The 21,016-nt window shown below is 70.5% G+C and carries 18 protein-coding genes and 4 tRNA genes; 6 read left to right on the top strand and 16 right to left on the bottom strand.

The window, feature by feature from the left end:
- Nucleotides 1-11 precede the first annotated feature (11 nt).
- Nucleotides 12-1,454 carry an FAD-binding oxidoreductase gene (locus AB0M82_RS09240; protein ID WP_364719066.1) on the bottom strand — a complete coding sequence of 481 codons (1,443 nt, stop codon included), beginning with the start codon at nucleotides 1,452-1,454 and terminating at the stop codon, nucleotides 12-14.
- Between the two features lie 133 nt (nucleotides 1,455-1,587).
- Here AB0M82_RS09240 and AB0M82_RS09245 point away from each other — a divergent pair, with 133 nt between their 5' ends.
- Nucleotides 1,588-3,696, top strand: coding sequence for an elongation factor G-like protein EF-G2 (locus tag AB0M82_RS09245; protein ID WP_364719068.1), 2,109 nt, complete (start codon nucleotides 1,588-1,590; stop codon nucleotides 3,694-3,696).
- 127 nt (nucleotides 3,697-3,823) lie between these two features.
- On the opposite strand, the gene AB0M82_RS09250 is transcribed toward AB0M82_RS09245, so the two are convergent.
- The 13 genes from AB0M82_RS09250 to AB0M82_RS09310 all read right to left on the bottom strand — a co-directional run bounded on the left by AB0M82_RS09250 (nucleotide 3,824) and on the right by AB0M82_RS09310 (nucleotide 15,672).
- Nucleotides 3,824-4,336: an XdhC family protein gene (locus tag AB0M82_RS09250; protein ID WP_364719070.1), complete on the bottom strand. Its 513-nt coding sequence runs from the start codon at nucleotides 4,334-4,336 to the stop codon at nucleotides 3,824-3,826.
- A 43-nt stretch (nucleotides 4,337-4,379) separates the two neighbouring features.
- Nucleotides 4,380-5,354, bottom strand: coding sequence for a DUF5937 family protein (locus AB0M82_RS09255; RefSeq protein ID WP_364719073.1), 975 nt, complete (start codon nucleotides 5,352-5,354; stop codon nucleotides 4,380-4,382).
- A 265-nt stretch (nucleotides 5,355-5,619) separates the two neighbouring features.
- Nucleotides 5,620-5,880: a hypothetical protein gene (locus AB0M82_RS09260; RefSeq protein WP_364719075.1), complete on the bottom strand. Its 261-nt coding sequence runs from the start codon at nucleotides 5,878-5,880 to the stop codon at nucleotides 5,620-5,622.
- A gap of 1 nt (nucleotide 5,881) precedes the next feature.
- Entirely contained in the window at nucleotides 5,882-6,364 is a 483-nt protein-coding gene (locus tag AB0M82_RS09265) for an NUDIX hydrolase (protein ID WP_364719077.1), read from the bottom strand.
- Nucleotides 6,361-7,506, bottom strand: a complete 1,146-nt coding sequence (locus AB0M82_RS09270; RefSeq protein ID WP_364719469.1) for a glycosyltransferase family 4 protein — start codon at nucleotides 7,504-7,506, stop codon at nucleotides 6,361-6,363. Before AB0M82_RS09270 ends, AB0M82_RS09265 begins: the two co-directional genes overlap by 4 nt.
- 17 nt (nucleotides 7,507-7,523) lie before the next feature.
- Nucleotides 7,524-8,441 (bottom strand): phosphatidylinositol mannoside acyltransferase, encoded by a 918-nt coding sequence (locus AB0M82_RS09275; protein ID WP_364719080.1) that lies wholly within the window; start codon nucleotides 8,439-8,441, stop codon nucleotides 7,524-7,526.
- Entirely contained in the window at nucleotides 8,438-9,064 is a 627-nt protein-coding gene (gene pgsA, locus AB0M82_RS09280) for a phosphatidylinositol phosphate synthase (protein WP_364719083.1), read from the bottom strand. The genes AB0M82_RS09275 and pgsA overlap by 4 nt, the downstream gene beginning before the upstream one ends.
- Before the next feature lie 88 nt (nucleotides 9,065-9,152).
- On the bottom strand, nucleotides 9,153-9,683 hold the full coding sequence (locus AB0M82_RS09285) for a MarR family transcriptional regulator (protein ID WP_364719086.1): 531 nt from the start codon (nucleotides 9,681-9,683) through the stop codon (nucleotides 9,153-9,155).
- Between the two features lie 63 nt (nucleotides 9,684-9,746).
- Nucleotides 9,747-10,289, bottom strand: a complete 543-nt coding sequence (locus tag AB0M82_RS09290; protein ID WP_364719088.1) for an HIT domain-containing protein — start codon at nucleotides 10,287-10,289, stop codon at nucleotides 9,747-9,749.
- A complete protein-coding gene (gene thrS / locus AB0M82_RS09295) occupies nucleotides 10,286-12,313 on the bottom strand; it encodes a threonine--tRNA ligase (RefSeq protein ID WP_364719090.1) in 2,028 nt (675 codons plus the stop codon). Before thrS ends, AB0M82_RS09290 begins: the two co-directional genes overlap by 4 nt.
- A gap of 138 nt (nucleotides 12,314-12,451) precedes the next feature.
- Nucleotides 12,452-13,066 (bottom strand): malonic semialdehyde reductase, encoded by a 615-nt coding sequence (locus tag AB0M82_RS09300; protein WP_364719093.1) that lies wholly within the window; start codon nucleotides 13,064-13,066, stop codon nucleotides 12,452-12,454.
- A 171-nt stretch (nucleotides 13,067-13,237) separates the two neighbouring features.
- Complete coding sequence (locus tag AB0M82_RS09305) at nucleotides 13,238-14,767, bottom strand: sugar transferase (protein WP_364719095.1); 1,530 nt, start codon at nucleotides 14,765-14,767, stop codon at nucleotides 13,238-13,240.
- Between the two features lie 833 nt (nucleotides 14,768-15,600).
- Nucleotides 15,601-15,672, bottom strand: a tRNA-Val gene (locus AB0M82_RS09310).
- Between the two features lie 391 nt (nucleotides 15,673-16,063).
- Between AB0M82_RS09310 and AB0M82_RS09315 the strand changes: the two genes are divergently transcribed.
- The 4 genes from AB0M82_RS09315 (at nucleotide 16,064) to AB0M82_RS09330 (ending at nucleotide 16,868) form a co-directional block, all read left to right on the top strand.
- Entirely contained in the window at nucleotides 16,064-16,489 is a 426-nt protein-coding gene (locus AB0M82_RS09315; RefSeq protein WP_033293569.1) for an SsgA family sporulation/cell division regulator, read from the top strand.
- Between the two features lie 136 nt (nucleotides 16,490-16,625).
- A tRNA-Gly gene (locus AB0M82_RS09320) sits at nucleotides 16,626-16,698 on the top strand.
- 23 nt (nucleotides 16,699-16,721) lie between these two features.
- A tRNA-Cys gene (locus AB0M82_RS09325) sits at nucleotides 16,722-16,792 on the top strand.
- Nucleotide 16,793: 1 nt separating this feature from the next.
- A tRNA-Val gene (locus AB0M82_RS09330) sits at nucleotides 16,794-16,868 on the top strand.
- 1,075 nt (nucleotides 16,869-17,943) lie between these two features.
- Here AB0M82_RS09330 and AB0M82_RS09335 read toward each other — a convergent pair.
- Nucleotides 17,944-18,342: a helix-turn-helix domain-containing protein gene (locus tag AB0M82_RS09335; protein ID WP_364719096.1), complete on the bottom strand. Its 399-nt coding sequence runs from the start codon at nucleotides 18,340-18,342 to the stop codon at nucleotides 17,944-17,946.
- Nucleotides 18,343-18,405: 63 nt separating this feature from the next.
- Between AB0M82_RS09335 and AB0M82_RS09340 the strand changes: the two genes are divergently transcribed.
- Nucleotides 18,406-19,245, top strand: a complete 840-nt coding sequence (locus AB0M82_RS09340; RefSeq protein WP_364719099.1) for an NAD(P)H-binding protein — start codon at nucleotides 18,406-18,408, stop codon at nucleotides 19,243-19,245.
- 735 nt (nucleotides 19,246-19,980) lie between these two features.
- Here AB0M82_RS09340 and AB0M82_RS09345 read toward each other — a convergent pair.
- Complete coding sequence (locus AB0M82_RS09345; protein WP_364719102.1) at nucleotides 19,981-20,706, bottom strand: protein phosphatase 2C domain-containing protein; 726 nt, start codon at nucleotides 20,704-20,706, stop codon at nucleotides 19,981-19,983.
- Between the last annotated feature and the right edge of the window lie 310 nt (nucleotides 20,707-21,016).

A 21,016-nucleotide genomic window follows, 5' to 3' on the forward strand; every position in this document is an offset into this window, starting at 1 on the left:
TCCGGCGAAGTCTAGGACTCTCCCGTTTGGACAGTCGAGCGGGGCACGGAAAGCCCTTGCGGGAAAGCGAAAATTCCTCGCGGGTCGTACCGCCGGGCGACGGCGCGCAGCCGGGGCAGGTTGACGCCGTAGTACGCCTCGGCCCAGTCCGGCATCTCCGGATCGAGGTAGTTGACGTAGCCGGTGGTGCCGAACTCCGGCCCGAGGCCGTCCCGCACGGCGGCGAGCGCGCGCCGGGCCGCCGCCTCGCCGCCGTGCTCGGGACCCGCGCCGTGCAGGAACTGGAAGCTGGCCAGCGCCTTGCGGTGCGGGAAGGCCGTCTCGCGGACGCCGACGCGGGCGATGGCGCCGCCACCCGAGTCGATGATCGTGTCGACGCCCGGGGTCCCGAGCAGCACCTCGACCACCGCGGCGGGGTCGGCGGCCCGCCGCATGAGCATCCGCGAGGTCCCGACGTAGGCCGCCCGGCCGGCGGCCAGGCCCGGCCGGGACTCCCGGTCGTCGAACGACCGCATCGCGCTCAGGTGGTCCTGGACCTGCCGCCGCCGCTCGGCCGGTGGCGTGCCGACCCGGCGGATCAGGTCTTCGAGCAGCTCGTCCAGCCGTGCTCGCGGCCCGAGGAACGTGCCGGCGAAGACCGCGTGATCGGCGCCGAGGCCCATCCCGCCCCATAGTTCGTCCGGCATCGACGGCAGCCACTCCTGCCAGGCGGCGAACAGCGCCGCCTGGGTGCCCACCGGGAACTTCAGCTCGAAGGTGGCCACGTCGACGAGCGGCACGGTCCGGAAGGTGAACCCCGTGACGATCCCGAAGTTCCCGCCGCCCCCGCCGCGCAGCGCCCAGAACAGGTCCGGCTCCGCCACCGCCGAGACCGTGCGCACCCGGCCGTCGGCCGTGACGATCCGCGCCGCCTCCAGGTGGTCGCAGGTCAGCCCGTACTTCCGGTCGAGGACGCCGACGCCGCCGCCGAGGGCGAGCCCGGCGATGCCGACGGAGCCGCAGCTGCCCGACGGCAGCACGCGGCCGGCCGCGGCGAGCGTGGTCGCGATCGGCTCCAGCCGGGCCCCGCCGCCGATCACCGCGCGGCCGTCCCGGCGCACCTCGATGCCCGAGAACCGGCTGAGGTCCACCACGATCCCGCCGTCCACAGTGGAATAACCGGGGTAGCTGTGCCCGCCGCCGCGGGCGGCGATCGGCAGCCGGTGCCGGGCGGCGAAGCCGACGGCGGCCTGGACGTCCTCGACGCGCGCCGCGCCGACGACGGCCACCGGCATCCGGTGGTCGTACATCGTGAAGTAGCCCTGCTTGGCCTCCGGGTAGCCCGGGTCGCCCGGCCGGAACAGCGGCCCCGAGAGCCGGCGGCGCAGCCGCTCCCAGTCGTCCGGCGGTGGCCACCCCGCCAGGCCCGCCACCGGCACCGCTCCGGAGATCCGCAAGAAGGTCCGCCTGTCCATGCCACTCCCCCGCTGCCTCGTGCTCCCCCGGGCATTCGGCTGGTCCCGGGAGCCCTGCCCTTGCCGTGACCAGGGTAGCGGGTGTGTGATCGAGGACACATCCCGTACACCAGCCGTTCGCCGAGGAGTCGTCATGGCAGACAAGCAAGCCAGGAACGCCGACACCGGGGCCGCCGTCGCTGTGGACGACCCCGCGAAGGTCCGCAACGTCGTGCTCGTCGGCCCGTCCGGCTCCGGGAAGACCACCCTCACGGAGGCCCTGCTCGCCGCCTCCGGCACGGTGCCGCGCGCGGGCACGGTGGTCGACGGGACGACGGTCTGCGACCACGACCCGGCCGCGGTCCGCCAGCAGCGCTCGGTCGGCCTGTCGGTCGCGCCGGTGCTGCATCGGGGTCACAAGATCAACCTGATCGACACGCCGGGGTACGCCGACTTCGTCGGGGAGCTGCGGGCCGGGCTGCGCGCGGCCGACGCGGCGCTGTTCGTCGTCTGCGCCGCCGAGGGGGTCGACGCGGCGACCGTCGCGGTGTGGGAGGAGTGCGCCGCGGTCGGCATGCCGCGCGCGGTCGTCGTCTCCCGGCTCGACCACCACCGGGCCGACCCGATGGGTGAAATCGCCGCCTGCCAGGCCGCGTTCGGGGCCGGGGTGCTGCCGCTGTACCTGCCCGCGGGCGACGGTCTCGTCGGGCTCATCACCCAGCGGTACTTCGACTACTCGGGCGGGCACCCGCCGAAGGCAGGCGAGCCCGATCCGGCCGACCTCGAGCGGATGGCCGAGGCGCGCAACGAGCTGATCGAAGGGATCATCGCCGAGAGCGAGGACGAGTCCCTGATGGACCGCTACCTCGCCGGCGAGGAGATCGCCGAGGAGACCCTGATCGCCGACCTCGAGACCGCCGTCGCGCGGGGCTCGTTCCACCCGGTCATCCCGGTGTGCGCGACCAGCGGGCTCGGCCTGGCCGAGGTGCTCGACGGGATCGTCCGTGCGTTCCCCTCCCCGCTGGAGCACGAGCCGCCGGACGTCACCACGCCGGACGGCGTGGCGCACGCCGCGATCACCGCCGACCCCGCGGGCCCCCTCGCCGCGGAGGTCGTCCGGACGGCCGTCGACTCCTACGTGGGCCGGGTATCACTCGTCCGGGTGTTCTCCGGGACGCTGCGGCCCGAGCGGCCGGTGCACGTGTCCGGCCACGGCCTCGCCGACCGCGGGCACGAGGACCACGACGCCGACGAGCGCGTCGCGCACCTCTACTCCCCGCTCGGCGCGAACCTGCGCGAAGTGCCCTACTGCGTCGCGGGCGACCTCTGCGCGCTGACGAAGGTGGGGTCGGCGGAGACCGGCGACACCGTCTCCTCCCCGGACGAGCCGCTGCTGATGGAGCCGTGGGCGATGCCGGAGCCGCTGCTGCCGGTGGCGGTGGTCGCGAAGACGCGCAGCGACGAGGACACGTTGGCGCGCAACCTGTCCCGCCTGGTCGCCGGCGACCCGACGCTGCGGCTGGACCGCAACGCCGAGACCAGCCAGCTGGTGCTGTGGTGCATGGGCGAGGCCCACGCCGACGTCGTGCTGTCCCGGCTGCGGGCCGGGGGCGCGGACGTCGACACCGAGCCGGTCAAGATCAGCCTGCGCTCGACGTTCGCCAAGCCCGCCAAGGGGCACGGGCGGCACGTGAAGCAGTCCGGCGGCCACGGCCAGTTCGCGGTCTGCGACATCGAGGTCGAGCCGCTGCCGCGCGGCGGCGGGTTCCAGTTCGTCGACAAGGTCGTCGGCGGCGCGGTGCCGCACCAGTTCATCCCCAGCGTGGAGAAGGGGGTGCGGGCCCAGCTGCAGCGCGGGCTGGCCGACGGGCACCCGGTGGTCGACGTGAAGGTCACGCTGGTCGACGGGAAGGCCCACAGCGTCGACTCCTCCGACGCGGCGTTCCAGACGGCCGGCGCGCTGGCGCTGCGGGAGGCCGCGGCGAACGGGCACATCACCATGCTGGAACCGTTGGAGGAGGTGGCCGTCCGGCTGCCGGACGAGCACCTCGGCACGGTGCTCGGCGACCTCTCGTCCCGCCGGGGCCGAGTGCTCGGCACCGAAGCCGGCGAAGGCGGGCGGACGGTGATCCGGGCCGAGGTACCGGCGACGGAGCTGGTGCGGTACCTGATCGACCTGCGCTCGATGACCTCGGGCACGGCGACGTTCACCCGCCGCCACGCCCGCTTCGAGCCGGTGCCGGAAGGGATGGCGGTGCATTAGCCGGATCTCGCGTGATCGGAGCCGGATCTCGCGTGATCGAGCCCGTAACTCGCGTGATTCGAGGCGGTACGGCTCCGATCACGCGAGTTACGGCTCCGATCACGCGAGTTACGGGAACCGGCCAGGGCTATGAGAAGTCGAAGCCGCCCGGGCGGCCGTTCCGGTCGGCCACCAGCCCGGCGAGCGTGGCCAGCGCGATCTCCGGCGGGGTCCGCGAGCCGATGTTCAGCCCGACCGGCCGGTGCACCCGGGCGATCTCGGCGTCCGGCACGCCCAGTCCCTGCAGCGCGGCCACGTGCGGGCCGGGGTGGCGCGGGTTGCCGAGCACCCCGACCCAGCGCGGCTCCCCCGCCAGCGCGGCCTGCAGCACCGCACCGAGCTCGGGCCGGTGGTGATCGGTGACGACCACGTCGGCGGACGCGCCGAGCGGCGGCAGCGTGGTGTCCGCCGCGAAGCCGTCGGGCACGTCGGTGACGCGCGCGGGGTCGGGCTCGTACAACGCGACGTGGTACCCGAGGTCCCGGGCGAACTTCAGCAGGTACCGCGACACCGGCGACGCGAAGACCGCCACCAGCGTCCGCACCCCGGGGCCAGCGGGAGCCGTGCCGTGGGCGACGTCGCAGGCTTCGGGTTCACTCATGCCGCCATTGTTCCCCGTGTCGTCCCGGAGAACACGTGTGCCGTCATTCGGACAGGAGGGCCTGCGCCTGTGACGTTCGCGTGTAGAGCACCTGCCGGCCTTCCCGGCGCTTCGTGACCAGGCCGACTCGGTGCATCGCGCCGAGGTGGTAGGAGATCGTTCCCGGGGCGTAGCCCAGTCTTCGAGCGAGGTCGGTCGTGGAGCGTGCTCCCTCGAGTTCGTCGAGCAGGATGGCGCGTGTCTCGCCGATCACGGCGGCGAGACGTCCGCAATGCCGTCGGGTGCCGGCTCCCGCTTTCCGCACCGGGACGTAGAGAACCACCTCGTCCGGCTTGTCGACCTGAACGAGCAGGCTCGGCCCGCCGAGCACGCCGGGTGCCAGGACCAGTTCGCGGCCGGTGACGTCGATTTCGCCGGTCCAGGGCTTGTCGATGGTGACGGCGTCGCCGGTCCACGCGATGCCGGGGTGCACGCTGTTCAACAGCCTGCCCAGCCCGAAGGACACCAGCACGGCCGCCCGGTCCGCGATGTCCCGGTCGATCACCGGCTGGAGTGCCGGCCAGCTGTCGGCCAGTGCCTCGCGCCAGAACCGTCCGAGCCCAGCGGCCAGGCGTTTCGGCAGGTCACCGGCTTCCATGCGCCGTTGGACGGCGACGGGTGCCGGGCGCCCCCAGTACGTGGAGATGCTCGCGCACACCTGGCTTTCGAGGTCGTCCTGGCTGGTCGACTCGACCGCGGCGAGTTGTTCGTCGAACAGTTCGCCACAGCTGCCGCCGGCGCCCGGGCGGGGCGTCAGCAGATCCGGGACGTAGGTCGCCCCGTCAGGCGGCAGGAGGTCGGACACCAGCTCGACGTCCGGGTGTGCCAGCGCTGCTCGCGCCGACGGTCCGGGATCTCCGAAAACGGGATGACGATCTCCTTTCGCCGTCAGTTTCAACCAGGCCATCACCTCCTGCGCCGGCGAAAACGAAAACCGGACCCGCGCCATTGTCCCGGCGTCCGCACGCAACGTGATCACGGCCTCCAGGCTAGCAGTCACGTTTCGGATTCGAACCGGATCAAATCATTTCCGTGCCGGTACGTGAATGCGGTTGACTGTCCTGGCGGTCCCGAAGGCCGGCACCGCGGTTCGCGGAAGGAGGTGGGACAGATGGGGATGACGCGACTCCGGTCATCGGCGGGAAAGGGATGGTTCTGCTGATCACCAGAAAGGCTCCGGCAACTTCTCGGCCTATCTCGGCGGCAGTTGTGCCTCCGGGCCGAATGCGAGGGCCGGCCCGGCGTCAGTCGTCGATCTGCTCGCCCAGGGTCAGCCGGAAATGGAACGTCGACGCCCGGCCCTCGACGATCACCAGGTACCCGCCCGCCGTCCGCAGCACCTTCCGCTTCTTCGGCGACCACGGGTAGACGGGCTGGTACTCGCGGGCGAGCCGGAGTGCCTCGGCTTCGGCGGTCTCCCGGTCGGCGAAGGAGAACGTGTCCGACAGGGACCAGGTCCGGCCGTCGCCCGCGCCGCGCTGCTCCTCGACGACCACCCACCACATCTCAGACCTCCGGCTCGGCGAACTCGAAGTACTCCGGCAGCGGCGCGGTCCCGGCCAGCCGGAAGTAGCGCACCTTCCGGCGCCGGCGCAGCCTCAGGGTGTCGCGGACGGCGTCGTTGTGGACGCGGCGGGCGATCACCACCCGGTGCTCGGCGTCGGTCAGCTCCTCGGCCAGCTCGGCCGGCAGGCACGTCCGGTCGACGCGGCTCAGAAGCAGCGTCAGCTCGTTCTCCGCCGTTTCCCGGTCGGGCCGCATCGCCGCTTCGGCACGCTCGGCCGACGTCCGCAGCGCCGTCTCACCCGACACCACCGCGACCGCGCGCGCCACGACCGCCCGGCGCGCCAGCGCCGCGTCGAGGGCGGCCCAGCACGCGTCCGTCCGGACGTGCAGCCGGTCGAGCCGATTCGCCGTCGCCACCAGGAACAGCCCACCCAGCACGACGACCAGCGCGAGCAGCGGGAGCAGCCAGCCGAGCACGCTCACCGGGCGAACTCCCGCTCCGGCGCCGCGACGCGGCGCGGGTCGGCGGCGACCGCCGTCTCGTAAACCCGCAGCACCTGCGTGGCCACGACCGACCAGTCGAACATCGTGACCCGCTCCCCCGCCGCCGCGGCCAGCGACGCCCGGCGCGCCGGGTCGCCGAGCAGGTCGCGCAGGCCGTCCGCGAGGGCGGCCGGGTCGCCGGTCTCCACGAGCTGCCCGGCGCGGCCGTCGTCGAGCACCCGCCGGAACGAGTCGAGCCCGCTGGCCAGCACCGGGGTTCCCGCCGCCATCGCCTCGGTCAGGATCATCCCGAAGCTCTCGCCGCCGGTGTTCGGCGCGCAGTAGACGTCGACGCTGCGCAGCGCCCGCGCCTTGGTGGCGTCGTCGGCCTGGCCGAGCAGCTCCAGGTGCGGCGCCAGCTCCGGCCCGGCGTCACGGCGCAGCTGGTCTTCGTCCCCGCGGCCGACGACGACCAGCCGCAGGTCCTCGAACTCCGGCAGGATCCGCCGCAGGGCCTCCAGCAGCACGCCCATGCCCTTGCGCGGCTCGCCGAACCGGCCGACGAACCCGACCGTGCCGCCGGCCCGCGGGTAGCCCGGCAACGGCGTCGCCGAGGAGAAGAACCCGACGTCGACGCCGTTGGGGATCTCGACGGCGTCGCCGCCCGCGTGCTCCACCTGGACCCGGCGGGCCAGCGCGGACACCGCGATCCGCGCCGTGATCTTCTCCAGCAGCGGCCGCAGCACCGGCTGGAACGCCGACAGCGTGCGCGAGCGCGTCGTCGCGGTGTGGAAGGTCGCCACGATCGGGCCGTCCGCGATGAGCAGCGCCAGCAGCGACAGGCTGGGCGCGGCCGGTTCGTGCAGGTGGAGGACGTCGAAGTCGCCGTCGCGGATCCAGCGCCGCACCCGGGCGTAGGACACCGGGCCGAACTGCAGCCGCGCCACCGAGCCGTTGTACGGGATCCCGAGCGCCTTGCCCGCGGGGTGCACGAACTCCGGCAGGTCCGCGTCCTCGTCGGCGGGAGCGAGCACGGACACCTGGTGCCCGCGCGCGAGCAGCGCCTTCGTCAGGTCGATCACGTGCCCCTGGACCCCGCCGGGCACGTCGAACGAGTAGGGGCAGACGATCCCGACCCGCATCGGCCGCGCGGCCACGCTCAGCTCGCTTCTTCGAGGCTGACCCGCTCGCCGGCCTCGAGGTCGGCCGGCCAGAACTTCTGCACCATGTGCCAGTCGGCCGGGTGCGCGGCGATGTCGCCGGCGAAGATGTCGGCCAGCGCCTGGGTCGCGGCCGGGACCTCGGCCCGCGCGGTGACCCGGATGCGCGGGTGCAGGCGGATCTGCCAGCCGTCCTCGGTGAACCAGCAGCCGGCCGGGATCAGCGCCGCCCCGGTGGTCGCCGCCAGCCGCGCCGGGCCGCCCGGCATCCGGGCCTGCTCGCCGAAGAACTTCACCGGGATCCCGCTCGTGGTCAGGTCGCGGTCGCCCACCAGGCAGACGGCCTTGTTCTCGCGCAGCCGTTTCAGCAGCACGCGCATCGCCGAGCTGTCACCAGTGAGCGGCACGATCTCGAAACCGAGCGACTCGCGGTACGCGACGAACCGGCGGTAGAGCGACTCGGGCTTCAGCCGCTCGGCGACGGTCGTGAAGCCACCCAGGTAGTCGGCCAGCCACACGCCGGCGATGTCCCAGTTCCCGCTGTGCGGCAGCGCCATCACCGCGCCGTTGCCCTCGGCGAGCGCGGCGTCGAGGTTTTCCACGCCGGTGATCGAGGCCGCGACCTTGGCGCTGACCTCCTTGTGGTCCATCGACGGCAGCCGGAACGTCTCGTGCCAGTACCGGGCGTACGACCGCATCGCGCGCCGCGTCAGCTCGTCCAGCTCGGCCTGGTCGGCCTGCGGCACGACACGGGCGAGGTTCGCGCGCAGCTGCCGCACTCCCCCGCTGTCGCGCCGGACGGCGAGGTCGGCGCCGAGCGAGAAGACCGCGCTGCCGAACCCGGTGGGCAGCCAGCCGGCCAGCCGCCAGCCCGCCGCGTAGCCGATGGCGCTCAGCCGCTCGGTCAGCCCGCTCACGCCGGTCGCTCCCCGGCGGCGGCCTCGCGGGCCGCCTTCGCCACGGCGGCGAAGCGCTGCAGCAGGGTCACGACGGAGCCGGCGGCCAGCAGCCAGAGCGTGACGTCGACGGTGTACGGGATGCCGAAGCCGTGCAGGCCGGTGCCGACCAGGGCGATGATCAGCCGCTCGGCGCGTTCGACGAGCCCGCCGTCGACCGGCAGGCCCGAGGCGTCGGCACGGGCCTTGACGTAGGAGATGACCTGGGCGAGCACCAGGCACAGCAGCGCGGCGGCGGCGGCCGGGTGGTTGTCGTCCACGACGAAGCACCACCAGGCGATGGCGGCGAACAACGCGCCGTCGACCAGCCTGTCGCAGGTCGCGTCGAGCACGGCGCCGAACGGGGTGCCGTAGCCGCGGGCACGGGCCATGGCGCCGTCGAGGATGTCGAGCATGGCGAAGCCCCACACCGTGAAGGTGCCCCACAGCAGGTGGTCGTTCGGGAAGAAGGCCAGGGCACTCACGACCGCGCCGGCGGTGCCGAACACGGTCATCACGTTGGGGGTCAGCCCGGCCCGGACCAGCGCCTGGCCGATCGGATCGGTGACGCGGGAGACGGAGGCACGCGCGAAGATATTGAGCATCGGTTCGTCTGAGGCACCTGGCTACGAGGGTCGGGGGGCGATGGCAGCCTATCGACCCGTCGCGGCCGAGCCGACGCGCCGCCCCGGCTCAGCCGGATTTCGGCAACCCGACGACCTCGCCGGAGTACTCACGGGCCTCTTCGGCGGCCGCCGCGGCGGCGCACTTCGGCGACAGCCTGCGGCGGATCGCCGCGCTGATCTCGCCGAGCGCGGTCACCTGCTCCGGCGTCAGCGGGTCGAACAGGCTCTCCCGGACGGCCTCGACGTGCCCGGGCGCGGCGGCTTCGAGCGCGGCGAAGCCTTCCTTCGTCAGCACGGCCCAGGCCCCGCGCTTGTCGGTCGGGCAGGCCTCGCGGCGCACCCAGCCGTTCGCCTCCAGCCGCGCGACCGCGTGCGAAAGGCGGCTTCGCGACGCCTGCCGCGCGTCGGCGAGCTCGCTCATCCGCAGCCGGCGGCCGGGCGCTTCCGAGAGGGCCACGAGCACTTCGTAGTAGGTGTGCGGCATGCCCGAGTCGTGCTGCAGCTGACCCTCGAGGTGCGCGCTCAGCATCCGGGTGGCCGCGTTGAACTCACGCCAGACGCGTTGCTCGTCGTCGCTGAGCCAGCGGGTTTCGGACATAGCCCCATCATACCCCTGATTGAACACTCAATCAGTCATCGTCGCAGGCCAAGCCGGCCGGCTTTACCAGGCGTCGGCGAGCAGGTCCCGTGTTTCCCCCAGCAACTGGGGCAGCACCTTCGTCTGACCGATGACCGGCATGAAGTTCGCGTCGCCGCCCCAGCGTGGCACCAGGTGCTGGTGCAGGTGCGCCGCGATCCCCGCGCCCGCGATGACGCCCTGGTTGAGGCCGATGTTGAACCCGTGCGCACCGGACACCGCGCGGATCACCTTCATCGCGTGCTGCGTGAACTCCGCGACCTCCCGCGTCTCCGCGGGCGTCAGCTCGGTGTAGTCCGCGACGTGCCGGTACGGCACCGCCATCAGGTGGCCCGGGTTGTACGGGTACAGGTTCAGCACCGCGTACACCAACTCGCCGCGCGCGACGATCAACCCCGTCTTGTCGTCCAGGGAAGGGATGCGGCAGAACGGGCAGCCGTGCTCCTCGTCGTCCTCCGGCTTGTCCTGGCCTTTGATGTAGGCCATCCGGTGCGGGGTCCAGAGCCGCTGGAACGCGTCCTGGACCCCGGCGCCCTGCTGTTCGACGTGCTCGGGACCGTCACTCACCGAACGACCGTCTCCAGCGCCTCGGCCGACGGCGACGCGTTCTCGCGGCGCTCGATCCAGCCGGCGATGGCGGCGACGGCGTCGGCCACCGGCACCCCGTTGATCTGGCCGCCGTCGCGGAAGCGGAACGACACCGCGCCCGCCTCGACGTCCTTCGCGCCGGCCAGCAGCATGAACGGCACCTTCTGCGTCGTGTGCGTGCGGATCTTCTTCTGCATCCGGTCGTCGCTCGCGTCGACCTCCGCGCGGATCCCCTTGGCGCGCAACGCCTTCTCGACGTCCTGCAGGTGCTCGACCTGGTCTGCGGTGATCGGGATGCCGACCACCTGGACCGGCGAGAGCCACGCCGGGAACGCGCCCGCGTAGTGCTCGGTCAGCACGCCGAAGAACCGCTCGATCGAGCCGAACAGCGCCCGGTGGATCATCACCGGCCGCTGGCGGGTGCCGTCCGGCGCGGTGTACTCCAGCTCGAACCGCTTGTTCTGGTTGAAGTCCAGCTGGATGGTCGACATCTGCCAGGTGCGGCCGATCGCGTCCTTCGCCTGCACCGAGATCTTCGGGCCGTAGAACGCCGCGCCACCGGGGTCGGGGACCAGCTCGAGGCCGGAGTCGACGGCGGCCTGCCGCAGCGTCTCGGTGGCCTCCTCCCACTCCCAGTCCTCGCCGATGAACTTGTCCGAGTCGCCGCGGGTGGACAGCTCGAGGTAGAAGTCCGAGAGGCCGTAGTCGGCGAGCAGGTCGAGCACGAACTTCAGCAGCGACCGAAGCTCGCCCGGCATCTGCTCCTTGGTGCAGTAGATGTGCGAGTCGTCCATGGTCAGCCCGCGCACGCGGGTCAGGCCGTGCACCACGCCCGACTTCTCGTAGCGGTACACGGTGCCGAACTCGAACAGCCGCAGCGGCAGCTCGCGGTAGGACCGCCCGCGCGAGCGGAAGATCAGGTTGTGCATCGGGCAGTTCATGGCCTTGAGGTAGTAGTTCTCCTCGTCGAACTGCACCGGGGGGAACATCGTGTCCGCGTAGTAGGGCAGGTGGCCGGAGGTGTGGAACAGCTCGCCCTTGCTGATGTGCGGGGTGTTCACGAACTCGTAGCCGGCCTCCTCGTGGCGGCGGCGCGAGTAGTTCTCCAGCTCACGGCGGATGATGCCGCCCTTCGGGTGGAACACCGGCAGGCCGGAGCCGATCTCCTCGGGGAAGGAGAACAGGTCGAGCTCGGCGCCGAGCTTGCGGTGGTCGCGGCGCTCGGCCTCGGCGACGCGCTCGAGGTGGGCGTCCTGCGCCTCCGCCGACTCCCACGCGGTGCCGTAGATCCGCTGCAGCTGCGGGTTCTTCTCGCTCCCCCGCCAGTACGCCGCGGCGACGCGGGTCAGCTTGAACGCGGGGATGAACTTCGTGGTCGGCACGTGCGGACCACGGCAGAGGTCACTCCAGACACGTTCCTTGGTGCGCGGGTCGAGATTGTCGTAGATGGTGAGCTCGCCCTCGCCCACCTCCATCACCTCGGAGGTGTCCACTTCGGACTTGAGGTCGACGAGCTCGAGCTTGAACGGCTCGTCCGCCAGTTCCTTTTTCGCCTCGTCGACGGAGTCGAAAACGCGCCGCGAGAACTGCTGGGCGCCCTTCACGATCTGCTTCATGCGCTTTTCGAGCGCCTGCAGGTCTTCCGGGGTGAACGGAGTGTCAACCGCGAAGTCGTAGTAGAAGCCGTCCTTCACCGGCGGGCCGATGCCCAGCTTGGCGTCCGGGAACTGCTGCTGGACAGCTTGGGCGAGCACGTGTGCCGCCGAATGGCGGATGACGCTGCGTCCGTCCTCGGTGTTCGCGGCGACCGGCTCGACCTCGACTTCGGTTTCCGGCGCCCAGGCCAGGTCGCGCAGCTTCCCGTCGGCGTCGCGCACGACGACGATCGTGTCCTCGCCCTTGGTCGGCAGGCCGGCCTCGCGGACCGCCGCGCCCGCCGTAGTGCCCGCCGGTACCACCACGCGGGAGGCGGCCACGGGGGAAACGGGGGGCGACTGGGACACGATGGCTCCTCGAACTGAAGTGACAGAGATGACGCCGTCGATGCTAGTCGGCGGCCCGCGCGCGCCTCACGCGCGTCCGCGAACGCCAGGCAGGCCGCCTCCGCGACGGAGACGGCCTGCCCGAGCGGGGAACGGGGGTCAGCGGGTTTCGACGACCTGGTCGAAGTCCAGCCGCGGCAGGCGGTCGAACCACGGGTTCTCCCCCGGCTTGCCGAGGTTCACCACGACCAGCGAGCGCCACGGCTTGCCGTCGAAGAACTCCTGGTCGACACCGGCGGCGTCGAACCCGGTCATCGGGCCGGCGGCGAGCCCGGCCGCGCGCACGCCGATGATGAAGTAGCCGACCTGCAGCAGCGAGTTCAGCTTCGAGAACTCGACGCGGCCCTGCTCGTCGGCGAAGTTGTCCTTGACCCCCGGGTTGTGCGGGAACACCTGGGGGATGTTTTCGTGGAAGTCGACGTCCGCGGCGAGCACGACGGTCAGCGGCGCGGCTTCGGTCTTGTCCCGGTTGCCCGGGGCCAGGTGCGGGAGCAGGCGGGCCTTCGCCTCGGCGGTCCGGAGCACCAGCGCGCGCAGCGGCTGGGTGTTCATCGACGTCGGGGCCCACTTGACGAGGTCGTAGATCGCGCGGACCTGCTCCTCGGTCACCGGCTCGGAGCTGAAACTGTTGGCCGTGCGCGCCTCGCGGAACAGCAGGTTCTGCACGTCCGCGGGGAGCTGGATGGCCTCGGTCTGCTCGGCAAAGGTGGTCATGGGGCTGAGGTTCCTTCCGTTGGGTCCGTCCCCCTTCCAACTCAGTTGAGCATTGAACTATTTCGCGTTCAACCATCTTGGCCGGTGAGGTGACCCACAGACGACACGGCCGCCGACCCCCTGCGACGGGGATCGGCGGCCGTGGTCCTGCGAGGCGCGGTGCGGAACGGGTCAGTAGGCGCCCTGCCCACCCATCACCGCGCGGAAGGTCTTCCAGAGGATCACCAGGTCCAGCGCAAGGGACCAGTCCTCGACGTAGCGCAGGTCGAGCCGGATGCTCTCCGCCCACGTGAGGTCGCTGCGCCCGCTGACCTGCCAGAGGCCGGTCAGTCCCGGCTTCACCAGCAGCCGGCGCCGGGCGTCCGGCGCGTACTGCGCGGTCTCCTCCGGCAACGGCGGCCGGGGGCCGACGAGCGACATCTTCCCGGACACGACGTTGAACAGCTGAGGCAGCTCGTCGAGCGAGTACCGGCGCAGGAGACCACCCACACGGGTGATACGCGGATCCCGCTTCATCTTGAACAGCGGGCCCGCACCCTCGTTGTCCGCCGCGAGGGTCTGCCGGATTTTGTCGGCGTCGGTGACCATCGTGCGGAACTTGAGCATGGTGAACGTCGCGCCGTCGCGGCCGACGCGGCGCTGGCGGTAGATCACCGGACCGCGGTCGTTCAGCTTGATCGCGACGGCGATCGCGAGCAGCAGCGGCGAAAGCAGGGTGAGCAGGAGCGCCGAGCCGATGCGGTCGACGATCTCCTTCACCACCCGGCGGCCGCCGGTGAACCTCGGCGCGGTGACCCGCAACAGCGGCATGCCGAGCACGCCGGTGACGTTGAGCCGGGGCCCGGCGACCTCCATCAGCACCGGCGCGACGACCATCTCGGCGCCGGTGCCTTCCATGTCCCAGGCCAGCCGCTGCAGCCGCTTGGGGCTCCAGTACTGGTCCGCGGTGATCGCCACGACCCGGTAGCCGCCGCGCCGCACGTGGCGGGACAGCTCTTCCAGCCGCCCCACCACCGGGACGCCGTCGATTTCGCCGCTGTCGCGGTCGGCGCCGTGCCCGGTGAAGGTGCAGGCCGCCTCGACGCGCCAGCCGACGTGCACCTCGGACCGGGTGCGCGCGATGAGGTCGGCGACGGTCTCCGGGCTGCCCGCGGCCATCACCGGCAGCAGGCACAGTCCCTTGGCGCGCTTGCGGTGCAGCACCTGGCGCAGCAGGTACCGCTGCGGGAAGGCGACGAGCGCGATGGCCGGGACGACGACGAACACCCAGAGCTGGACATCGAGCGCGCCGAACAGCAGGCCGCCCAGTGCGACCAGGACGGCCGCGGTGACGAAGCCACGGCCGAGGGTGCGGTATTCCTCCGCGCCTTCCCCGAGCACCCGCGGGCTCCATGCCCGGCTGGCCGGCAGGGAGACGAACACGGCGAGCATCGTGCCGAAGGCGTGCATGTCATGCGGGGCAACGCGATCGATGACGAACGCGCTGATCGCGATCACCAGCAGCGCGATGAAGACGTCGCTGCCGATGACCCAAGCTCTGTAACGAGCCTCCCAGGCCGCGGGCAACGCCTTGGGGGACGGAGTTCCCGCCGGCTCGCCTTCCGCGTGCTCGTCCCGCGTGACGGGACGGGGAATGGCCTGGAGGTCGATGTGCGGCGGTGGCTGGCTCACCGTGTAAGAAGGCCGCACCGACTCTTCCATCTGACCTCCCGGGACAACGATTGGGTTGACCTACAGGCACGCAGTGTCACCGAAAGTGATTTCACAGTGTCATCGTCATTCGGTTTTCGCGCTATGCCCGCAGGGGTTCACACGGCAAGTTATCGGCGGCTCTCTCGGCATCGTTACAAGGGTTTCCAGCCACACGCTGCCCGTCTTCCCCGCCAGAAAATGGCCGCAAAGATAACAAGATGGTGACGATGCGTAATAGACCGTATCCGGTGATAAATTACGGAACGTAGTCAGAGAGGCAATACCCGCACTCGGGTGGACCACCCGCCTCCAAACGGCCGAGCGGGCGCGCGCGAATCTACTGTGGACACTTCGGCGCGCCGATGGTCCACAGTGGACCAGATCGGGCCGCCGCCGCGTCGGCACGAGTACCCACAACCCCGGATGGTGACATTCGTCGCCACACCGTCACGGGCGCGGGTTTCCGTCACACGTCGCCCGTCCCCGGCGAACCAGTGCGCTCCGGTCGGACGGCCGGCGACCGCCGGAAGCGACGGCACTACGTGCCGAGGATCACATGCGGCCCTCCTGAGGGTTCCGTTCGACAGAAGGCCGCCGCAGCGGCAGGTTTCGGTAGCAGTTCCAGCAGGCCTCGGCGGCACGGGCGCGAACTGCTCTCAGGAGCTGATACGGATGATCCGAACGGATCGTTCACTCCGGTTCGGCGGGCCGGCATCCGGCGCGGCGATGTCCACGCGAAAGGGGGCCCGACCTGGGGTCCGGGGCCCTGCGTCGCCACCCGCAGGGCACAACGAGAGAGCCCCGCTCGCACTTTCGGCGAACGGGGCTCTACTACTTTCGCGTGGGCGATACTGGGATCGAACCAGTGACCTCTTCGGTGTGAACGAAGCGCTCTCCCGCTGAGCTAATCGCCCGCTCGCGGTGTTGTGAAGAACTCTAGCCTACGACTTTAGGGGGCCTGCAAACGGGTGGTCCTCGTCGACCACACTCCGCTTACTGGCGAGTACGGAACGAACAACCCCGAGCTAGCCGGGGTTGTTCCGCCCGGGGGCCGCCTGACGCCACGTTCGACACCCGTGCGACGGTGCTATCGCCCGGCGACTAAACCGCGCAGTATGGAGGCGTGGACCCCCGCGGGGTGCGCCGGTCAGCTGCGCGCCGCGGGTGATCACGGACGACAGATGGGGCCGACGAGCCCGGACGGGTGATCTGTGGCGCACCCGCGACGGAATCGGCCTCCCGATGCGTCTTAGTGGTGACGCCCTCGGCCGGGCCGGGCCGGGAAGGGAGACGAAGGGTAGGACGATGCGCAACGATCACGTGACGCTCCGCTCGACGGCGGTCTTCGACCTGCTGGCGCCGCGGACTCCCGCGGTTCCGGTCAAGGTGGAGCTGCGCTACGACACACGCGACCCGTACGCGGTCGTCGCCGCCTTCCGCACCGGCCGCGCCGGCTGGGTCGAGTGGGTGTACGCGCGTGACCTCCTGGCCGATGGCCTCCTGGCCGACGCCGGCGACGGGGACGTCCGCATCCGCCCCTCCGTCGAGGACCCCGAGTCCGTGCTGATCGAGCTGAACTCGCCGTCCGGGCACGCCATGTTCGAAGCCTCGGCCCAGGAGCTCGCCGACTTCCTCGACCGCACGTACGACGTCGTGCTGCCGGGCAACGAGCACCTGTGGGTCGACGTCGACGACGCGCTCACCCACCTCATCCCCCACGATCTGGCCTGATGACGGGCTTGCAACGGCGGAGTGACACCCCGGTGTCGCCGCCGTCTCCGGGGTCCGATATGGTTTTCACACACCACGGCGACGGGGTGAGGGACAAGGCCGAGGCCCTGGACCTCCCGATCCGGAGCGTGGGAGTGCGGATGTAGCGCAGCTGGTAGCGCATCACCTTGCCAAGGTGAGGGTCGCGGGTTCGAATCCCGTCATCCGCTCGGTAGGCTCTCGAGCCTGGCACGGTGGAGTGGCCGAGAGGCGAGGCAACGGCCTGCAAAGCCGTGTACACGGGTTCGAATCCCGTCTCCACCTCGCGCGATTAGCTCAGCGGGAGAGCGCTTCCCTGACACGGAAGAGGTCACTGGTTCAATCCCAGTATCGCGCACCACATGTTTTCGCAGGTCAGAAGCCCTGTCCCTCCCCGGAGGGGCAGGGCTTCTACTCGTCAGTCGGCGACGATCCGGCGATGGCCCCGGAGCCGGGCCCGATCGCCCGCTGGATCAGGGCCTCCTGCTCGAGCCCCCACTCCTCAGCCGCCTTCTTGGTAGGGAACCCTGACCTGCTCCCCCACGTCCCGTCGGGACGCTTGTACCGAGCACGCCACTCACCCGTGCCGGGCTCTTCCTGGCCGTGGGCCATCCTTGACTCCTCTTCTCTATTGCTCCGCCCGCATCCCGCGGCGCGGAAGTCCTGGGCGACGTCCTCAACGGACACCCGCCGCCGCGGTGGCTTCACCGGGGCAGCACTGAGCCGCACGATCTCGGCGACGTCACCACGGGTGAACCGGCAGTGCTTGCCGAACCGGTGATGCGGCACCGCCCCAGCCGCGGCCTGCTCCTTCAACGTCCTCGGCGCCCTGAGCCCGCCGACGACAACGACGTCGGATCACGATCGCCGACCGCTGCCCAGCACCAATGATCAGATCATCCTCCCCTCGACCCCGGACGCGAAGAAAGCGCGATCGTTGACCTGGGCCTCAGCTCCCCGTTAGGACTCGAACCAAGAACCCTCCGGATTATTGGTTCGAGTCGTTTTGAGTCGATATCAGTCGATCTGGCTGGGATGTTTGCAATCGCTCATGCCCTCAGTCGACGTCGGTCGACCTCGTTCGACCTGCAATTTCGCCCTTAAATCGCCCCTAGTTCGACAGCCACGCTGCCGCGGGCCAGCCCTCGCAGTCCCAACGACGCCATCCGCGTTGCGCACGACGGGCGCTCCACCAGGAGGTGGACGGCCTGACCACCTGTTTACAAGTCCGCCGGGAATTGATGCCGACGAGTGTCACTGAGGGCCGTTTTCTGCCAATAAATGCAGGTCAGCAGACATCTTCACCATGTTTCAACGGAGCCCCATCGGAGGCGCAGTTCAGAACCAGCCGGGCCACCTCCGGCGGCCGGAGCGCGCGTGCGGCGCTCGGACGGGGCCTGGGTGGTTGTGGGGTCAGGCAAGCTCTTGCGGCGGGCTCATTGGTGCTGCTGGTCGTGGCGGCGCTGGGCGGTGACGACGTCGATCGTGTGCTGCCGGATCCAGCTCAGGAACTGTTCCAGTGACTTGGTGAGTCCCCGGCCGAGTGGAGTGAGTTCGTAGCTGACCCGTGGCGGCGTGGTGGGCTCGACCGTTCGCACGACGAGCCCGTCCCGGACCAGGGTGCGCAGTGTTTGCGACAGCATCTTCTCGCTGATCCCGCCGACCGTCGTATGCAATTGGGAGAAGCGCCGCGGTGTCTCCCCCAGTGCCGCCAGGATCAACATGGCCCAGCGGCTGGTGATGTGCTCGAGTACCTCGCGCGCTGGGCACTCGCTGTTGAACGCGTCACTCATGTTCTGCCATGCGTCGCGCCCGGCCTGGGAACCTACCTCCATATCCGGAGCTTACCTCAAGGTAGGTCCTTTCGATCGGTAAGCTTCTAGGCCTACGCTGCCGTCATGGTCACAGTAGTTTTCGGAGCCGGCGGCAACGTCGGTCGTCATGTCGCGGCGGGCCTGAGCCTGGTGGGCGAGAAGATGCGGTTGACGAGCCGGAAGCCGCACCCGAGGGGATTCCCGCCGGGAGCGGAAGCCGTCACGGCCGATCTGGAGAGCCCCGAGACCCTGCCCGCCGTTCTCGACGGCGCGCAGCGGGTGTTCCTCTACGCCAAGCCGGAAGGAATCGACGGCTTCGTGGCGGCGGCCGAGTCCGCCGGCGTCCAGCACGTGGTACTGCTGTCGTCCGGGGCCGTCGTCCACGCCGATGCCGCGCGCAACCCGATCGCCCGGGCGCACATCGCCGTCGAGTCCGCCATCGAGAACTCCAGTCTGGCGTGGACGTTCATCCGGGCCGGGATGTTCGCCACCAACACGCTGTGGTGGTGGCGGAACTCGATCCGCGACGAGGGCGTCGTCAGGGTGCCCTACCCGGACGCGCGGACAGCGCCCATCCACGAGAAGGACCTCGCGGCGCTCGCCGTGACCGCGTTGACCCAGCCGGGGCACCGCGGCCACGCCTACCCCGTGCGGGGGCCCGAGTCCCTGTCCATCCGGCAGCAGGTACGCCACATCGGTGCGGCCGCCGGTCGCGAGATCACCCTCGAGACGATCTCGGTCGACCAGGCACGCGCCGAACTCGGCAAGACCATGCCGCCCATCGGTGTCGACGCGATCATGGCCGCCTGGCAGGCCGGAACCGCCACACCGCCGCAGGTATCGACCGTCATCGCGGACGTCACCGGCCGTCCAGCCCACACGTTCGCACAATGGGCCGAAGACCACGCGAACGACTTCCGCTGAGGCCTCGGGCCTCGACTCTCAGGTCACTGCTGTCGGCAACGCCGGAGCTGCCGGCCCGCGCCGAGCGACGCCGGGTTCTCTTCCTGGAGGCGCAGGCGGCGCAGCAGGCCGGAGGACTCCGTGCAGGCTCGGGACATCGCCGAACAGATGGTGGCCAACTCGGCCGGGTTCGTCGCCGCCATGACGGGTGAGCACAAGGCCCGGCGGAGTATGGCTGCATTTACCGGAACCGGTCAGCGGAGTCGCGAGCGAGCATGACCGGGACGAACCTGACGGTCAGTTACGGCACCCTGGTGGCGACGATCAACGGCACGCCCGAGCCGGACCCGGACAAGACGGCCGCGTTCAGGAATGGATGGCCGCGGCCCTGCACCAGGAGACCACCTCGCGGCCACAGGCGGGCAGAACCCGTCACATCGCCTGGCGTTGTCGGCGGCTCGCCCGCCGCTCATCGGCATGTCCGGACGTCGCAACACTCGATCAGCCGCAGTAGCGGATGTGCGGTTGACGGCCGCCCAGCCTGCGGGCGCCTTTACTGTGGGCGCTCCTGCGGGGCTGTGTGAGGCGGCTGGGGTGGTTGTGGCCAGAGCGCGCGGACTCCGCGTCGCAACGCGTCGAGGTCGACGTCGCCGAGCATGGCCTGTCGGCAGAGGGAGTGCCGGCAGCGTGCGTGCCCGCGAACGCTGGCTTGCCACATCGGCGAGAAGGGGGTCATTCGGGAGAATCGGCTGTGCGCTATCCCAGGGTCACATGGACGATCACTGCGGTGGCATTGTCGTCTCCGCCTGCCTTTTCGGTGTCGGCGAGTAGCTGGCGTACCTGCCGGTCCGGGGTGGCTGCCCCCTGGAGAACTTCGCGGATTCGGGCGTAGGGCACCTGGTCGGTGACGCCGTCGCTGCACAGCAGGAGAACGTCACTGGGGCGTGGGGCGAGGTTGAGCACGTCCGGTTCAGGGTGTGCGTTGTGCCCGATGTACCGGGTCAGCTGGTAGCGGGCGGAGCGGGCTTCGGGTGAATCGAACGGGTACCAGCCGTTGATGGCGCCGAGCCAGGCCATGGTGTGATCGACGGTCAGTTGCTCCAGCAGACCGTCTCGAAGGCGGTAACCGCGGGAGTCGCCGATCTGCACCAGCCACAGTCCGGCCGAGGATGCTGCTAGAGCGGTCAGGGTGCAGCCGGTCAGCTCGCCGATCCGGCGGCCGGCCGCGCCGACCTGTGCTTGGGCTTCCGCGACGGCGGCCCGGAGTGTCGCGGCGTCGAGGGCGTCGCCGGCCGTGCGGATGTGGTCGATGAAGACATCGACGGTGGTGCGGCCGGCTGTGCGACTGCCTTCCCCATCGCCCATGCCGTCCGCCACGACCGCGAGCAGAGGTTCCTGTGTCAGGTGGACGACGTCGAAATTATCTGAATACCGTCGGCCGACGACACTACCGGCGGCGGCACGAAACGCGAAGTCGGTCATCCTGAGAAGGATGCCAGCCGGTCTCCGGATTGTCCGGGGGATGCAGAAACTGCGGTCGGCTTTGAGGCGTGCGTTGCGAAACTTCGACTACAACAGCGAAGTTCCGCTCCCACGGGCGATCACGATCCTGTAGGACCGGGGCGGGCGGGCCCGGGCCGGGAGACTCCCGGCCCGGGCCTGTTTCACCGATTAGGTAACCTCCGCCCAGCGGCGAATGATCATCACAGAGCCGCTCGACCCCGCGAAATGCTCAGAGCTCTCCCTTTGGGCATGAGGAGCCTTCCGCAGATGAGCACGGTCGTCGCCGACG

Source organism: Amycolatopsis sp. NPDC051128, assembly GCF_040682715.1.
In the GTDB taxonomy this organism is placed as follows: domain Bacteria; phylum Actinomycetota; class Actinomycetes; order Mycobacteriales; family Pseudonocardiaceae; genus Amycolatopsis.

What these genes read in the sequence shown, in the direction of transcription:
- AB0M82_RS09240 (WP_364719066.1), bottom strand. Translation starts at nt 1,454, where the DNA reads ATGGACAGGCGGACCTTCTTGCGGATCTCCGGAGCGGTGCCGGTGGCG.
- AB0M82_RS09245 (WP_364719068.1), top strand. Translation starts at nt 1,588, where the DNA reads ATGGCAGACAAGCAAGCCAGGAACGCCGACACCGGGGCCGCCGTCGCT.
- AB0M82_RS09250 (WP_364719070.1), bottom strand. Translation starts at nt 4,336, where the DNA reads ATGAGTGAACCCGAAGCCTGCGACGTCGCCCACGGCACGGCTCCCGCT.
- AB0M82_RS09260 (WP_364719075.1), bottom strand. Translation starts at nt 5,880, where the DNA reads ATGTGGTGGGTGGTCGTCGAGGAGCAGCGCGGCGCGGGCGACGGCCGG.
- AB0M82_RS09270 (WP_364719469.1), bottom strand. Translation starts at nt 7,506, where the DNA reads ATGCGGGTCGGGATCGTCTGCCCCTACTCGTTCGACGTGCCCGGCGGG.
- pgsA (WP_364719083.1), bottom strand. Translation starts at nt 9,064, where the DNA reads ATGCTCAATATCTTCGCGCGTGCCTCCGTCTCCCGCGTCACCGATCCG.
- AB0M82_RS09285 (WP_364719086.1), bottom strand. Translation starts at nt 9,683, where the DNA reads ATGTCCGAAACCCGCTGGCTCAGCGACGACGAGCAACGCGTCTGGCGT.
- AB0M82_RS09300 (WP_364719093.1), bottom strand. Translation starts at nt 13,066, where the DNA reads ATGACCACCTTTGCCGAGCAGACCGAGGCCATCCAGCTCCCCGCGGAC.
- AB0M82_RS09305 (WP_364719095.1), bottom strand. Translation starts at nt 14,767, where the DNA reads ATGGAAGAGTCGGTGCGGCCTTCTTACACGGTGAGCCAGCCACCGCCG.
- AB0M82_RS09315 (WP_033293569.1), top strand. Translation starts at nt 16,064, where the DNA reads ATGCGCAACGATCACGTGACGCTCCGCTCGACGGCGGTCTTCGACCTG.
- AB0M82_RS09335 (WP_364719096.1), bottom strand. Translation starts at nt 18,342, where the DNA reads ATGGAGGTAGGTTCCCAGGCCGGGCGCGACGCATGGCAGAACATGAGT.
- AB0M82_RS09340 (WP_364719099.1), top strand. Translation starts at nt 18,406, where the DNA reads ATGGTCACAGTAGTTTTCGGAGCCGGCGGCAACGTCGGTCGTCATGTC.
- AB0M82_RS09345 (WP_364719102.1), bottom strand. Translation starts at nt 20,706, where the DNA reads ATGACCGACTTCGCGTTTCGTGCCGCCGCCGGTAGTGTCGTCGGCCGA.